At 43.4% G+C, this 15,785-nt stretch carries 14 protein-coding genes; all 14 read right to left on the reverse strand.

All coding sequences use genetic code 11. The features are described from left to right. Positions 1–23: 23 nt before the first annotated feature. The 14 genes from ALKIM_RS0112330 to ALKIM_RS0112395 all read right to left on the reverse strand — a co-directional run bounded on the left by ALKIM_RS0112330 (position 24) and on the right by ALKIM_RS0112395 (position 15,785). Positions 24–1,076, reverse strand: coding sequence for a glycosyltransferase family 4 protein (locus ALKIM_RS0112330; protein WP_026474917.1), 1,053 nt, complete (start codon positions 1,074–1,076; stop codon positions 24–26). Positions 1,077–1,082: 6 nt separating this feature from the next. Then, positions 1,083–2,186 (reverse strand): glycosyltransferase, encoded by a 1,104-nt coding sequence (locus ALKIM_RS0112335; RefSeq protein ID WP_026474918.1) that lies wholly within the window; start codon positions 2,184–2,186, stop codon positions 1,083–1,085. A gap of 132 nt (positions 2,187–2,318) precedes the next feature. Next, positions 2,319–3,437, reverse strand: a complete 1,119-nt coding sequence (locus tag ALKIM_RS0112340) for a glycosyltransferase family 4 protein (RefSeq protein ID WP_026474919.1) — start codon at positions 3,435–3,437, stop codon at positions 2,319–2,321. A 22-nt stretch (positions 3,438–3,459) separates the two neighbouring features. Beyond that, positions 3,460–4,878, reverse strand: a complete 1,419-nt coding sequence (locus ALKIM_RS0112345; protein ID WP_026474920.1) for an O-antigen ligase family protein — start codon at positions 4,876–4,878, stop codon at positions 3,460–3,462. A gap of 74 nt (positions 4,879–4,952) precedes the next feature. Beyond that, a complete protein-coding gene (locus ALKIM_RS0112350; protein ID WP_026474921.1) occupies positions 4,953–6,104 on the reverse strand; it encodes a glycosyltransferase family 4 protein in 1,152 nt (383 codons plus the stop codon). An 18-nt stretch (positions 6,105–6,122) separates the two neighbouring features. Further along, positions 6,123–7,523 (reverse strand): hypothetical protein, encoded by a 1,401-nt coding sequence (locus ALKIM_RS18455; protein ID WP_052345542.1) that lies wholly within the window; start codon positions 7,521–7,523, stop codon positions 6,123–6,125. Between the two features lie 28 nt (positions 7,524–7,551). Continuing rightward, on the reverse strand, positions 7,552–8,721 hold the full coding sequence (locus ALKIM_RS0112360; RefSeq protein ID WP_026474922.1) for an acylneuraminate cytidylyltransferase: 1,170 nt from the start codon (positions 8,719–8,721) through the stop codon (positions 7,552–7,554). Next, positions 8,712–9,587 carry an N-acetylneuraminate synthase family protein gene (locus ALKIM_RS0112365; RefSeq protein WP_026474923.1) on the reverse strand — a complete coding sequence of 292 codons (876 nt, stop codon included), beginning with the start codon at positions 9,585–9,587 and terminating at the stop codon, positions 8,712–8,714. The genes ALKIM_RS0112360 and ALKIM_RS0112365 overlap by 10 nt, the downstream gene beginning before the upstream one ends. A 137-nt stretch (positions 9,588–9,724) precedes the next feature. Further along, the gene (locus tag ALKIM_RS0112370; RefSeq protein WP_026474924.1) at positions 9,725–10,723 is read right to left on the reverse strand and encodes a glycosyltransferase; all 999 of its coding nucleotides are present in this window, start codon (positions 10,721–10,723) and stop codon (positions 9,725–9,727) included. Then, on the reverse strand, positions 10,724–11,638 hold the full coding sequence (locus tag ALKIM_RS18460) for a glycosyltransferase family 2 protein (RefSeq protein ID WP_052345543.1): 915 nt from the start codon (positions 11,636–11,638) through the stop codon (positions 10,724–10,726). It abuts the gene before it with no gap. A 13-nt stretch (positions 11,639–11,651) separates the two neighbouring features. Continuing rightward, on the reverse strand, positions 11,652–12,587 hold the full coding sequence (locus ALKIM_RS0112380; protein ID WP_026474925.1) for a glycosyltransferase family 2 protein: 936 nt from the start codon (positions 12,585–12,587) through the stop codon (positions 11,652–11,654). A gap of 1 nt (position 12,588) precedes the next feature. After that, on the reverse strand, positions 12,589–13,695 hold the full coding sequence (locus tag ALKIM_RS0112385; protein ID WP_026474926.1) for a DegT/DnrJ/EryC1/StrS family aminotransferase: 1,107 nt from the start codon (positions 13,693–13,695) through the stop codon (positions 12,589–12,591). Beyond that, positions 13,686–14,627: a hypothetical protein gene (locus tag ALKIM_RS0112390; RefSeq protein ID WP_026474927.1), complete on the reverse strand. Its 942-nt coding sequence runs from the start codon at positions 14,625–14,627 to the stop codon at positions 13,686–13,688. Before ALKIM_RS0112390 ends, ALKIM_RS0112385 begins: the two co-directional genes overlap by 10 nt. A 27-nt stretch (positions 14,628–14,654) precedes the next feature. Continuing rightward, positions 14,655–15,785, reverse strand: coding sequence for an acyltransferase family protein (locus tag ALKIM_RS0112395; RefSeq protein ID WP_026474928.1), 1,131 nt, complete (start codon positions 15,783–15,785; stop codon positions 14,655–14,657).

Here is a 15,785-nt window from a genome sequence, read left to right on the forward strand (position 1 = left end):
GTCTCGGTTTTCCTGTGGTTACTTTAAAGTGTCCAGCCGTATAAATGCATCAGCTCTTTGGATTGGCTGATGATGGCTTCGGTTTTAAATGGTTCGGCAACTTTTAGTATCCCGTGGTTCAACTCATTTGCAAGATTTTCATTTTGTATGAGTTGCATGATAAGGTTTTTTAGGTCTGACACATCGTGTGGCCTGGCCAGCAGAGCACTTTTTTCATGTTCAAAATACTCGGGCAAGGCATTGAAATGTGTGATGATTATTGGGATGCCTGCCATGGCCGCCTCCACTAAAATACCGGGTAGCCCTTCGCCAAAGTGAAAAGTTGGCAGTGCCAGAAAGTGATAGTTTACGAGCGTGTTTTGAACTTCGGAGGGTGATAGTTGGCCGCAATATTTGGCTTTGGCTCCAAGGGGTTCCAGTTTTTGGTTAAACTCCTTTTCATAATCCGGATCAATGGGGCCATAAAAATCAATGTTGATTTCCATGCCTTCGTCGTTGATTTGTTTAAGCGCATCTAGTAATACGCCAACCCCTTTATCTTCGGTGATGCGCGATATAAAGACGGCCTTGTGTGATATTTCAGTCGTAAATTGCCAGCGGGCTCCGGTATCGTTGCGTGGGTTGTAAACCAGTTCTACATTTTTTAATCCAAGTTCCAGCAGCCCTTTTTTTAAAGCTTTTGATTCAGCAAATATACCATCCAGCCGTCTGATGGCTTTTAAATAGAGCCTTTTGCTCAAGGGATTCATCTCCTGAACCTGTTGGTCAAAAGTGCCACCTACCACATACAATAGTGCACGTTTAGCGGTAAACATCTTCAGGAAGTAGAATATCCATATTATGGCATATCGGCCTTGGCGGTTGAGTGACAGAATTATCTGGTCGGCTTTGAACATCAAAGGGATAAGGCTCAGGCGATGGAGGTATCTGTTACCCTTTCTGCAAATGGTGTCAAACCATTGGATTGAATCAGTTCCTGAAGCTATAAAGCCATCTTTTAAACAGCTGTTTTTTACGCTATCACCAGTAAATGGAGGCGAGAATGGACCAATAAATAGTGTATTCCTTTTATTCATGCAGGGTTAATTGGTTTTATAAAGTGCAGAGTACACTGCTTTAATATTCTGTATGGCGCCCTCTTTTGAGAAGTTACGCAGAATATGTGTTCTCAACTGCTGTCCGGATGAGGTCATCTCTTCGCTGTGGCTTGCATATCGGATTATGGCATCAGCCAATTGCTGGCTATTGGAAGGCTCTACCAGTTTTCCGAAGGTTCCGTTATCGAGCACAAATTCGCAATCACCAACTTTGGTGCAAACAACCGGCAGCGCCGCCAACCCATACTCCAGCAACGAAACCGGCAGACCTTCGGATAGCGATGATAATATTCCGATGTGACAGTTGGTCAGAATATCTGCCACATCGTTTCTCGAACCCAGCACATGTACCGAGCCATTTAAAGCTTTGTCGTTCTCTATCCGGGTTACTATCGAGTTGTGGTAATCGTCGTTGAAATGACCGCCAACCAGATAAAGTGCCGCGTTTGGATAGGCCTGTTTTACAACTAAAAATGCGTTGAGGAGGTTGTGATGGTCCTTTTGTGGTCTTAGATTTGCCAAACAGACCAGTTTGGGATATGCTTCAGGTGATGGCAGTTCTGGTAGGGCCAGTTGGCTCGAATAGGTGTTTATATCGGCAAAATTTGCCAGGAATGATACTTTCCCTGGCGGGAATTTAAGGCTACGTATGGCAAAATCCCTTAGTTTATCGTTTACTACAAATGCGTGATCAACGAATGGTGCTGAAACACGGAGTGCCAATCGGGGTCTTTCATTCAACTGGTCGCTGTATCCATAATGGTCGTGCCATACAACTTTTAACCCTGGTGTCAGCATCTTAATTAATACAGCCCAAAATACCGACGACGAATGGGCGTGCAGAATTTCTATTCTGTGAGTGCGTATGTAACGGCGCAGTTTCCACAAGGCCTTATAATCCATAAACGACCGCTTTTGCAGAATCAAAATCCTGACATCTGGTGCAATAAACTCTTCGAGAGGCCCTCCTGAGTGTGTGGCGCACAGGTGGCTTTCTATTCCGGCTTCGGAGAGGCCATTGGCAATGTTTACCGCCATGCGCTCGGCACCTGCTGCTATAAGTGAATCGATTAGTGTTATTACCTTCATCTGATTTTTGGTGAGATATTTATCGATGTATCCGGAAAGTGTCTGCTGTTCGCGTAATTCTTTTTAATGGGTAGGATTGAAAGATGGATGTTTTTGTGTCACAAACAGAATAGGTTCACTTCACGGTGCATCTCAAATAAAAGTAGCGATGTCCTCTTCAAACTTTTCGAGATAATATTGTCTGGACCATTCAATAGCTTCAAGACACATCTGCGTATATTTTTCCGGATTGTTTATCATTGAAGTGATGGCATTTGTTACCTGGGTGGCATCGGGTTGCACCAATACGCCTCTGCTGCCATTGCCAATCATTTGTGCCACACACGACACTTTTGTCGTAACCGGCAAGCAGCCCCACCACATGCTTTCTGCAACCACTTTGGGCCATCCTTCCGACATCGATAGAAATACAAGAAAGTGTGCTTCCTTGAAATATTCAATCGCTTCATCGGGGTGTACTTTGCCGCGTAAAACCACGTTCTGGCTCATCTGGTTGTCGTTGATGAGTTGTTGCAACTCTTGGCGCTGGTTTCCATCACCCAAAAGATTGAGTTCTATGTTGTATCCTGCTTTGATGAGGTTCTGAGCAATTTCGAGTGTTAAAAGCGGGCGTTTGTTTGGGGTAAGAGTGCCAACAAAAAGGAGTTTTATACAATCGTCAGTTGCCAGGCGCCGGGGAGCCACCGGCAGTTGCATATTTTTAAAGTAGGATGCGGTATAAAATGGATGAATGTTCCTACTTGACTCATTCCAGTCGCCATAAACCAAAACTCTTGCGTTGCGGGTGAAGCGTGTACTTCTGAGTATAGCTTGTTGAAGTTTATAACTCAATGGCTGTGCACTTTCCGGATCCCAGTTGTTGGCATATTTTACCGTTTTTGGTTTGGCCGGAAAAAGTATTTGACAGAGGCATGCCAGCAATCCCATATTAGATGGGCATCTCAGATGCAGATGATCAGCCTTGCGCATGTGATAAATCATTTTAACAATGATTACGGGCAGAATGGCAATGGTCTTGATGGTTGCGGCAATAGTGGTGGTGTTGAATGAGGGCAGTGCCACAAAATTGAGGTTGTTATGCACATATTGACTCTCAAGCGGATCGGGAGCTGCATGTGTTACAGGTGCCAGAATGGTTACTTTATCAACATACTTTAGCCAGAGGTTCATCTCCTTTATATATGGGGCGTAACCGGCATAGCCTTTTTCATCTTTCTTATGGATGACAGGCGATATTATTAAAAAGTGCATTTGCGGATTGTTAACGCCTGAATCAGGCTGTTTTTTCGAGTTGGGATGAAGCCAATTGAGGTTGTTTTTTCTCTTCGGTATTTTTTGGCGTGGGTTTTACCAGCATAAAAGCAGTTCCAAACAATACCCCGGGCAGAGCCAGTCGCATGGCTGCGTGGAACATCGTGAACATACTAAGCAGGTAGAATGCAATAAAAAAGAAGCGTGTCAATGGTGTTTGGGAGCGAACGAAGAAATAAACAGGCAGCCACACCATCCCTATTAACATAAATAATAGTCCAAACATTCCGTTTTCGGAGAGTAGCCTCACAAATTCTGTGTGCGCAGCCGCCGCACCATAATATTTGGCCCGGTATTCAACTGCCATACCGTATCCGGTGCCAAATAGTGGATTATCAAAAAAGGCTTCAATATCTCCGCGCATTATCTGGTCACGACCTGTGAGAATGCTTCTCTCTTCAAGTCTCACCCCTGTGCGTACTTCGGTTGTGGTTAATCCCTGATATCGGTAAAGAAGAAAATTATTGGTAATGCGGTTGGCAACAAAAAACACGCCCACAAAGAATAGCATACCCGCCAAAATGTAAGGGATTTTTTTCATCAGCTGTTTCCTGAAGCTATGGTAGGCAAATGTAAGCACCAGCACAGCTGCTGCCAGAGAAAGCAGGCTTCCCATTACGCCCCCGCGCGAAAAGGTGAGCAATGCCCTCAGCACAATGTAGAAAAGAATGACCCAGTCGAGCCACTCATAGGCCGTAATTTGTTGCTTATTCACTTTAAAGAGCAGATGCAACAGTATGAACCATCCGAGAACAGTCGAAACCTGGTTTGGACCAAAGCCTCCTGCTGCTTCGGGGTTCGATTGCAGACTGGTAAACTGTAGTGTGGCGATGTTGGCCACCACCGAGAGGGCTGCAATTATGGTGAAGGCTGGTAAAAAAGCCATCCGCATGGAATGGTAAAAGGTGTTTTCATCTACCTGACGGCGATAGAAGTATAAACCTGTAAAAACCAGTGACAATGGCCCCGAGATGTTAAACAATATTTTTTTGCGTATATCTAACGAATCCGGCCCATCAGCCAAAAAGATGGATGGCAGCAGAAGGATAAGCAGAAATAAAAAGTTCCAGGCTATATAACGTCTTTGGCCTGACAACATTCCAACTAAACAAATCAGAATGCAAACGTATTTACCCATCTCCCATGAAAAGTGAGCCCCCGCCATCCGGTAAATCATCTCCAGCCCCATTAGATAAATGGCATAAAAGCCGGCCCGGCTGCCGCGATCTCTTGTATATATCACATCAAATGCCGACCAAGCAAACAGGCCAACATAAGCTAGTGACACAAGAGATGGTGCATACTTTACCATCACCCCAAGTGCAAGGTGAATGGCAATAAGCATAAGGTGTCCTTTTTTGGTCTTTAAGAGATCTATCATTTGTAATGGCCTAAGCGAAATTCATTGAATCTGAAATACAACGTTGTGTCATTTGGCATGTTTATCTCCTGCTATCAACGGCTCATGGCTCCGTTGGAAATGGTACCGTAAAATTCAATGTTTTTTTCGATGATGGCATCAATATTAAACATTTCTTTTGCAGATTTTTGCCCTCGTAAAGCAATTTCTTTCATTTTTTCCGGATTTCTTAAGGCAAACAATATTTGCGCGGCAATATCTTCGTGGCTCAGAGGGTTGCATAGCAGACCTGTATCCTGATGTTTAATGGTTTCCGGCCCAGGTCCGGCAGTTGAGAACAGCACCGGTTTGCCCATTATCATTGCTTCCGGGGCTACCAGACCCTGTGTTTCCATGTGTGAGGGAAATACGCATAGCTCGGCTTGCTCGTATTTTGAGGGTATTTCGGAAAGCTTCAAAGGACCATGAAAAGTTACATGACCCAGCAACTCCTGGCTAAACGAGGTTTTGAGAAATTCTGTATATGAACGGCGATCGGGAAAGTACCAGTCACGGCCATATACATCCAGGTGTATATCGGGAAATTCAGGGGTTATAAGCTCCAGTGCCTGAATTAATTGGCGGATGCCTTTTTTCTCACACACGGTGCCTGCAAAAACCAAACGATGGGGAATGTTTATTGACAAATCTGCCTGCCTGAAGAGTTTTTCGTCAACAGGATAGCGTATTTTTTCAACTGGTCGCCCTTTGGTTGAAAGGTATTTTTCGGTATGTGATTTTACATAGTCAGATACAGCAACAAATGCATTGGCACTCTTATAAGAGCGTTTTTCAATAAAGCCCTTCCATTTATTGATTTTCCGGTTTTCGCTCTCTGCAAAAAAATGATGCCCGCCATGCATCCTTACAACTTTTTTATATGGTGTTCTGGTTGGAAACATAAACATTGCCGATTCGGGCGTTTCAACTATTTGAATCGGATCTTTCTTATGAAGTTCTTTTACTTTTTTTCGTATTCGCAAGCTGTTCTCAATAAAGGCGGGTTTTCTTAAAAATGAGGGTCGCGGAAGACGATGGATTTCAACGCCCTCATCAATAACCAACTCTTCCTCATCAGCGCCACCAATTCCAACCACACTTACTTTATGTCCTTTTTTTACCAGCCCCCGGCCTATTGTTTGAATGAAACTTCCTATTCCGCCTGTCTGCCAAAGTGGATATTCATTTGATATGTAACAGATATGCATGTTTGTTGATTTTTGAAATTAATTTGCCTGTGCCTTATCCATAATTGTGTTGGCTATATTCTCAGACGCCTCAGTAACCGGTTGAAGGGCAATTACATTGAACCATCGGCCTGATTTGATATTCTCCGGCAGGTCTCCGTTTAATGCTTTTTTTACCGTGTTCAGAATTTCTTCCTTGTTGTTGAGCCAGATAACGCAATCTTCGGCGGGCATACTCCTGAAGTGCTGATAGTGGTTATTGGTTACTGCCGACCAGTAGGTAATTTCCGGCTGATCGTAGTTTATATAAATTGCAGGCTTGCTGAATACGGCAAAATCGTGCGCCATGGTAGAGCCTACATTTATTACAGCATCTGCATGCAATGAGGTGTTAACCAAAAGCGCCACATCCTCAGGTGTGGGAACAATGGCATCCCATCCGCCTTTGTATGACTTCCAGATCGGGTCTGAGGTTTTTATTAAATGGGGATGTTGTGCCACGATGGCATCAAACCGGCCTGACAGATCCACCGGACAGCGACGTAACAATACCTGCGGTCTTTCCTCTTCAGGGAGTGTCATCAATGCCTCGGCCAAATCTTTTAAATAGAGCTCATCACAAGGGAAAGTAAGGTCGTTGCCTGAGAAGCAGAGAATCTTTTTATTCGGGTCTAGTCCAATGTTACTGCAAAACTCCTCTTTTGACAGATGGAGCTTTTGGTTGAAATAGAACTCAAATTGCGGCGTGCCGGTAATGATAATATCCTTCTCGGGAACTTCCGGGTAATATTTAAGCATTTCATCCTTCATTATTTGCGACCATACCACATAGGTGTGTGAGCGCACCAGAAGCCTCGCCTTTGGCAAATTGTCCCATGAGTACACTGCGCCAATGGTAGGGATGTTGAGCTGATTGGCTGCTTCCACAATGGCTCCGGCATCCATCGACCGCTGATGGGTGCAGAAGATTACCGATGGCGCCATCGATTTTAGAATCTCTTTTTGTGCTTTTACATAACTGCTGCTTCCGATAACCCTGCTATATCTTTTTTCGAATTTTACTATCGAGTTGTAGTTTTTCATAAACAACTTGCCGGTGAATGCTGCCAGGCCAAAGAATAATCTGGAAAAGCCCCTTTGTTTCTTTCGGGTCCAGTTAATCATGGTGGTATCATTGTTGTCAAGGCTTGTATAATGGCGTAACCTGGCATAGGTAATGGCCTCTTTCAGCAGTTTTCCCATTAACGACTCCCGGTAGAGTTCCATCTTTTTGTAAACCACATTTCGTTTGGGATGCAGCTTTTTTACTTCCTCAATAATCTCTTCTGACAATGTGGTGTAGAGCACAATTTCGGCGTGCTCAGGAAATTTGTCAAGTATGCTGCTGTATAGATAGTTGCGTAGTCCTACGCCGTCGGGCACCAAAAAACAAATTCTCATATAACGTAAGGCTTAGGTAAATAATGCTTTATTCGTTTCTGTTAAGTATCAATTCAATAAATTCACGAACCACCCCTTCACCACCTTTTTTTGTGAGGATGCGGATTCCTTCTATGTTTTTTATTTTTTCGGTAGCATCGGCGGGACATGCTGCAACGCCCACGTGGCTAAGTAATTCAAAACAGTTGATGTCATCACCAATGTAAGCAGTTTCGTCCATCGACACGCCAAGTTCGTTGCATATCTCAATGGCAGCCTGAAGTTTACCTCCATGTCGATGTCCCTGACGTAAAAAGTCGATTTTGAGTTTGGCAGCCCTTCTTTCTACCAGTTTGGTGTTTTCAGATGTGATGATTGCTGTTTTAATACCTTGCTCCGATAAAAGGTTGAAACCCATGCCATCGCGGGTGTTGAACTTTTTAAGTTCATCGCCATTTTCCGAATAGTACATGCCGGCATCGGTAAGCACGCCATCCACATCAGAAATAAAGAGACGGATGTGAGGTAGTTTCTTTTCTGGACTTTTCTTCTGAACGTGCTTCCTGAAAAGATTCTCCGCCAACTGCCAATCATCCGGGTCATCAATTTCGATGGCCGAATATTCTGGCATTTCATAGATGGCAATGCGTCCCGAGAGACGGTTTTTATCGCGGAGAATGTTGCCTGCACGGTTAATGTAAAAGGCGCCATTTTCCATCAGCTGGCCATCAAAGTCCTGCCTTCGCGGCCTGCTTTTGTAGTTGTAATTGACCGGTGTGCCGTCTGGATTCCAGAAAAACCTTTTTTGTCGTACGCAGGTTAAAAGTGAGTCAAAACCTGTTTGGTTAAGTAATCTGAAGGCATCATCAATGTGGCGTGTTTGGGTGAAAGGTGTTGTGGCCTGGGCAAGAACAAACAGGTCATTTTCATCCAATGGATATGCCTGAAGATATTCGAGCATCACACTTTCGGTGGAAGCTGTGTCTGTGGCATTTTCCGGCTTTCGTTGATACACTTCAACTTTTGAAAGGTTTAAGTTTGCCACCACAGACTCTATCTCTTTGCTGTCGGTAGCCACTACCACCTTATCCACATAATCTGAGCCCGACAAGGCTTCTGCAAGCCAATATACCAGGGGTTTGCCACAAAATTCGCGAATGTTTTTTCCCGGAATCGATTTGCTTCCTCCACGTACCGGAATAAATGCAACTACTGCCATTTAACCTGATTCTTTTTAAGTTTGTCTCGTTGAACTTTCTCTATGTCCAACACATCGTGTGATTTGTATGTGAGCGCTTTGCTTACGGCTCTGCAGTCCCTTGCCAAACGGCGCATTCCATCGGGCTCAAGCGAGGCGGCATGGTCTGTTCCTTTCCAGGTTCTGTCCAATGTGTAGTGTCTTTCTATCCACTGGGCACCAAGCGTAACGGCTGCCACATCCACCGCTATACCCAGGTGGTGACCCGAAAAGCCTATAGCCTTCACCCGGTGTTCGAATTTCTCTTTTAAGCGCGATATTTCCAACAGGCAGATGTCCTCAAAAGGAACCGGATAGCCCGATGTACAGCTGTAAATTACCAAATCATTAGCCCTTCCCATCTTCTCAAAAAAGGAAACAACTTTTTCCTCTTCCTCCTTGGTTGTCATTCCAAACGAAGCGTGAATCTCACCTGCATAATTTTCGCAGAGATAAGTAAGCATAGGTTTGTTAAGGTTGCAGGCCGAAGGTATTTTTATCAGTTTCGGATTTAGTGAGGTGATCTCTTTGGCTGAGGTCACATCCCAAACCGAAGTAGAGTAAATAAGACCAGCATCTTCGCACCATTTTTTCAGCTGGCGGTGCTGATCCATGTCAAACTCCAGAAACTCACGGTGCTCGCCATAGGTTTTCCCGTAGGCATTAATGGGATTGGGGTGCGGCGAGTTGTACTCTTCTTCAGAGAGAAGCTCTCTGTTGGTGCGTTTCTGAAATTTTACCACATCAACTTTACAAAACATAGATGCCGTAACAATCAGTTCATGGGCAATGTCCATGTCTCCCTTGTGGTTACAACCAACTTCTGCAATAATTTTAGGTGCTTCCATGATTATGTGTTTAGAAATTGTTTAAAATTTAATTTGAAATGTGTCTAACAAAGAGACTTGTTTACGCACAATGGCTGTGTAATTACTTGTTTGCCAGATGTGTAAATCTAATCTCTGTGTTTTAATAGGTACCGTTGCTATATTATCTTGAATTTACGAAAAGCTCTGAAGCAAATCTCGGTGAGAGGGTATGCCGCTTTTCGGAAAAATGGCTGTTTTGCCGATTCCTTCCAATCAACGATGGGCGGTGTAGGGTTCGTTTCTTTCATTTTTTGATAGGATGCCACCAGCTTTTCGGGTATGGTATTTCCCATGTGATAGGCATACAATTCCTTTGTAGAAAGTCTCAAAAGCCCTTGTCGCTCGGCAGAAAAATCGATGTATTCATGTTCATATCCATTTCTGAACACATGCTCCACTTTATCATGATTAAAACCATCTACCACAACCCGGCGATAAGTTGCAAGTGCGTGTACGGCACCTACTATGGCCTGACGATTGTTCCTCCCTACATAATAGTGGCAATTGCGCCAGCTCTCTTTTCTCTTAAACCCATAACGTGAATAGAGCCCCTTATCGGGTGCATGGCCTATTCCTTGTTCAAACAGGTCGATGTCTGCATCGTCAATTATTTTTCCGCTTTTTAAAGATGTAGTGATGATGTTTGAATTGAAAAAATATGCCAGGTGAGCCGCCGGAAATGGAGTGACCATCCCTGCCAAAGGAAAGTTATTCATTATTTCGGCCACTTGCTGTTCCCAGCCCGGGAAAAAGAGGAAATCGGAATCGCCAATGGTTATATACTCCTCATACGATGCGCGGGCTTCTGTTAAGATGGTCTCGAGTTTGCCTCTGTTCTCGTTCATCGATACATACTTGTCGATTAGCCCATCCTTAAAATATTTGTTGGCAACATCAGTGGCTTCCTTACACGATGCATTGTTTATGAGTGTGATAGCTGTATGTTCTTTGTCAATGGTTTCGGTGAGACTTTTCAGACACATATCCAATACCGCAGGCTGTCCTTTGAAATAGGCATCATTGGTGTTGGGAATCCAAAAAGGCATTATCACACGATGTTTTTTGTGTGTGAGCTTTTGTATATCCGTTTTAAGCGGGTTTTGGCCTACTCTCATTTAAGCTAAGGATTTTGTGGGTTTAACCATCTCTTTCATCTTAAGGAGTATTCCCCACGACACAACGGGAATCAGCCAAAAGAAGAGATGCATCGAAAAGCAATTTTTTATGGATGTTTTTAACGACAATGAATCATATATCATGGATACCTGTTTCAATAGCAGGCGTTTCCGTATTTTTCCAAATCTTTTGTTCGAGAACGATTCCTTGTTTTTTAGTCCTTTTAACATCCTGAATAACTCCAGTGGGAGTTTGAGATAGGCAATTCGGTTTCCCGATATTCCTTGTGGATGCACCCGGTAATAGGCTGTGGGTTCATCAATGTAGTGGAATTTTGTGTAGAATGCCATACGCGAAAAGAACTCAGTATCTTCGCCTGCCGCCTTCATGTTTTCGTTAAAAGTACCGCATTGAGAGAGCAGCTCTTTTCGGAAAATGGCTGTGGGCGTCATAACTGTAAACGACCCTACCATTTCATCAAAAACGTAGCCATGTTTTTTTAAAGGGTCAGATAATCTGCCAACGGTTTCGCCGGTTTGATTCCCTTCGTGATCTATCACAAGGCAATAGCTGTGCACCAATCCAAAATCTTCATTTTTGTCCAATATGGCCACCTGTTTTTCAAGTTTGTCGGGGAGCCAGAGGTCGTCATCATCAACCAGGGCGATGTATTGGCTCTCGGCAAGTTTAAAGCCGGTGTTGCGAGGTCGCATTGGGCCACCGGAGTTGGCTATTCTGTGATATCTTACGTTGTTAAAATTACTGCACACCAATTTGTTTGCCTCACCAGGTGTGCCATCGTCCACAACAATTATCTCAAAATCCCTGAAAGTTTGCTTTTGCAGGTTTTCGAGTGTTATTTTCAGATAATCGGTTCGATTATAGGTAGGTATGATGACCGAGACTTTTGGCATTGATACTGTATGGTTACTTTCTTTTTAGCGGTTTTAAGTAACAGTTAAGCCATGTGAAAAGCAGTTTCACGTTTTTGGTTCTAATGGCTTGCTTTCGAACTATACTAAGACTTTTTGTATAGCCCTCACGAAATGCAACAAGGGCATCCTCAGACATTTTTTGATGTATAAGCTGGTCATACTCCTTACTGATGCCCAAATAGCGTGGTAAAATTTTGAAATGCCCATCCCAGTATCGGGTTCCACGGCTCATTTCGGTGCTGCCATGATGTCGGCGATACTTGCTGAATACCTGATTTTTAAATGCAATGCCATGTTTTAGAGAGATGCGCATAAACATGTCCCAATCCTCAGCATAGAGATCTTCATCAAATCCGCCGAGCTCCTTTAACGGGGCAGTCACATACAATCCGGATGCGGTTGGTATGAAGCATCCATGTTTTACAAGTTGTCCAAAGATAAAGCCCGATGGCATGCTGCCATTTCCAAAGTGCTTAATTCTGTCTTTGATTACTGAGTCGCGAAGCAGATTGCCATCATTGTCAATCCATTGCACATCGCCATATAAAAAACCGGGATGCCAGTCCAGACTCTCCATGTAGGTTACCTGGCTTTCGATTTTATCCGGCATCAGAATGTCATCGCAAGGCCACGGATGGAAATACTTGGTGTTGCACAATGAGAGGGCATGGTTCATAGTGTTGGTGATGCCCATGTTGTTTTCGTGACAGATTAAAGTGGCAGGATGTCCGTTCTCTTCGAGCCATTCATTTATCACCTCCACTGAATTGTCTGTGCTGCAATCATCAATAATATAGAAATGGCCGGGGCGCCATGTTTGTGCCATGATGCTGTTGAGCGTCTCTTTGAGAAAACGTGCCTGGTTGTAGCATAGTGCCACAACGGTGACATATTTATCGCAAATGCTTGGGTTAAGTGTTTGGGTCATTTTAGGCGAAGTTGTTGATTAGGTTTGCAACGGTAAGTATCTCCTCTTTGGTATGTACCGGACTCATTGGGAGACTCAATTCTTGTTCATGTATGCGTTCCGTAATCGGAAAACTCAGATGATTCCAATGTTTAAATGCCTCTTGTTTGTGTGGCGGTAATGGATAGTGTATTAGGGTTTGAACACCATGGTCGGCCAAATATTTTTGCAAAGCATCTCTGTTGGGATGCAGAATTGGATAGATGTGGTAAACATGTTTGCCATATTGTTTTTCAACTGGCAGAGTCACACTTGCGTTTTTGATGTTTTCGTTGTAAACCAACGCGAGTTGACGCCTGTGGTCATTCTCCCTGTCCAGCCCTTTAAGTCTGATTCGGAGCCATGCAGCCTGATTCTCATCAAGCCGCATGTTATAACCCTCAAACATGTTGTAATACTTTTTTTGCGAGCCATAGTTTCGTAATGCCTTTACCACTTCAAACAGCTCGGCATCGTTGGTAGTGACTGCACCTGCATCGCCCAGTGCACCCAGATTTTTTCCCGGATAAAAGCTGTGTCCGGTGGCATTAGAGAGGTTGCCTGCTTTTTTGCCGTTGCGCAATGCGGCACCGTGCGACTGCGCTGCATCTTCTACCACAATCAGATTGTTGGCTTTTGCAATGTCATTAATTGCGTCCATGTCGGCCAGTTGCCCATATAGATGAACAGCCAGAATGGCTTTTGTTCTGGATGTAATGGCACTTTGTATTTTACCCGGACAGATGTTGTATGAGTCAGGGTCAGGCTCAACAAGCACCGGCGTAAGCCTGCTTTGAGTTACGGCCAGTATGGATGCAATGTAGGTATTGGCCGGCACTATGACTTCATCATTTTCCTTTAGTTTTCCCAGTATTTTGTAGCCTTCAAAAATGGCGCGAAGGGCATCCAGTCCATTGCTTACGCCCACACAGAAGTTTGTGCCGCAGTATGCTGCGTATTCGTTTTCAAAGGCTTGTACTTCATTGCCCAGAACATACCAGCCACTATCCAGAAACCTCTGTGTGGCCTCCATAAATTGAGGAAAATATGGCTGATTAACGGCCTTCAAATCCAGAAATTTTATTTGCATAGCTCTTTTCTATAAAAATCGTGACAGAATCCAGACGCTCCAAAACCCTCTTTAAAGGAGGCAAGCCCTTCGTTTAGTTCCATGCCGTTTGCCTCAGTTGAAGTGCCAAAACTCAAATATCGTTTCTCCTTGTATTTTTCCATGAGGTAACCTACGAGAAATTCTGCTGCACATAAGTCGCGTCCTACATCGTTAAAATGGAGATATTGTGTATGAATAAAATCGTTGTCGGAAAATAGCCATGTGCCACCTAAGAATGTGTCATCATGATAAACCAACAGGGTTTGCAGGTTTTTGGGAAACCGGCTTTGCAGAAGCAGAACTTCGTTGGGCGAGTGTACAGGTTTCGTATTATATTTTTTGGAGAGGTTTTCTGCCACCAAAGTCATATAAGTGTGTACATCTCCATTTTCGACTATTCTCAGATTGTTGCGACCGGCTTTGTTAAAACGATATCTTTTATCTCTGGCAAACCCTGCAAAGTTTTTTAAATCAATAAAAAAAGAAAGGTCTCGTCTCCATAAACTATAGCCTTTCTTCCATAAAACCCACGAATCATAATCATTGGTATGCTTTTCAAATACCGGAGGCTTATGTTTGTAGTCTATTTGCCGTATTCCGTTTGCTTTCAGGTAGGCCTCCATCTCGTCAAACAAAACTTCCATATCGGCAGCGGCAAAACGTGGCGCCAGCACCCACCCTCCATAGGTGAGTCCCTGATGGGAACTTAGCACGCCCTCCTGCTCGTTGCAAGGCAGCACTGCTGCGAGTTTGTTGTTTTTATATACCATCAGGCTGTGATCGGTGAAACGATCCTGGTGGTAATCCATAAATCCCCTGTAGAAAAGAAAGACGCCATTCCACGAATGGCCTATAAACTCGTCCCAGGTTTTCTGTTTTTCGGGGGTGTATCTGATAATTTCGAACTGCATATAGAATGGTGTAGACTTGCATGCCTTTTAAACAGGCCGTGACACAACTATTTCAAACTTCTTTTTAAGAATCAGGAATGGTCTTTCGATAAACTGATATGAAATTACTGACATTAAAATGGTTAATAGAAGCGATACAATAAATGATATCCAGAGCACATTGGGATCTGAGAATCCTGCTTTTTTAACAATCATAAAAGCCAGTGAATTTGCTGCCAGATGAAAAACATAAAGCCCATAGGATCGTTTTCCCAGAAACACAAACAACTCCTTTGAGAAAAAGCGCTGCAAAGGTGGGCTGTATAATACGGCATAAAACACTAAAGCTGTTGAAAATCCAACAAACGTATATGTCAATATCAGCCAGCCTGAAATAATATCCAGATTGGGCATCAGTATGATTAAGACAAAGAAGAGCAGTCCGATGACGCCTACGATTTCGGGTTTGATTTTTTTTAAGATAAAATCAGCTCCGCCAAAACCTATAATTACGCCCATAAATATGGCCTCAAAATGTGTTATGGGCAGAACCCACAAAGCTGGGTGTGGAACTTGTTTTACGATTATAATTAACCGAATGATACTGCACAATAGATAAACCGAGATAAAAAACAGCCACCGTACTTTTATGGGCTTACGAACCAAAAAGAAAATTATTAACGGAATGAAAACGTAAAACTGCTCCTCATAACCTATGGTCCACAGATGTGAAGTAATTTCAATTGGATTATAACCGGCATTGGCTGTAAGTATATTATCTGCAAAGGTTAACAATCCGGCAATACGTATCCACATATATCGGCTCACCTCAAAATCCTTAGCATAAAGAGCCAATAAAACTACAATGGCCACAAACACATAGTAAACCGGCCAAATTCGGAAAACACGTCTTATGTAGAATTTCTTAAAACTTATGGTATTGGTTTTTTGGTACTCAACCACCAGAAGTTTTGTAAAGAGATATGCCGATAGCACAAAAAACAGATCAACACCAATCCAGCCGTACTCATAAATATATTTTAATCCTGGCACATCCTTAAACAGTGGATGGTGGTGAATAAAAACCAAGAGAAATGCAAAGAAGCGAACTCCGTCAAGCTCGGGCCAATATAGCCTTTCTGTTTTAGGGGTGTTGGTATCTGCTTTTGATATTTCCAT

The organism is Alkaliflexus imshenetskii DSM 15055, from assembly GCF_000517065.1.
In the GTDB taxonomy this organism is placed as follows: Bacteria; Bacteroidota; Bacteroidia; order Bacteroidales; family Marinilabiliaceae; genus Alkaliflexus; species Alkaliflexus imshenetskii.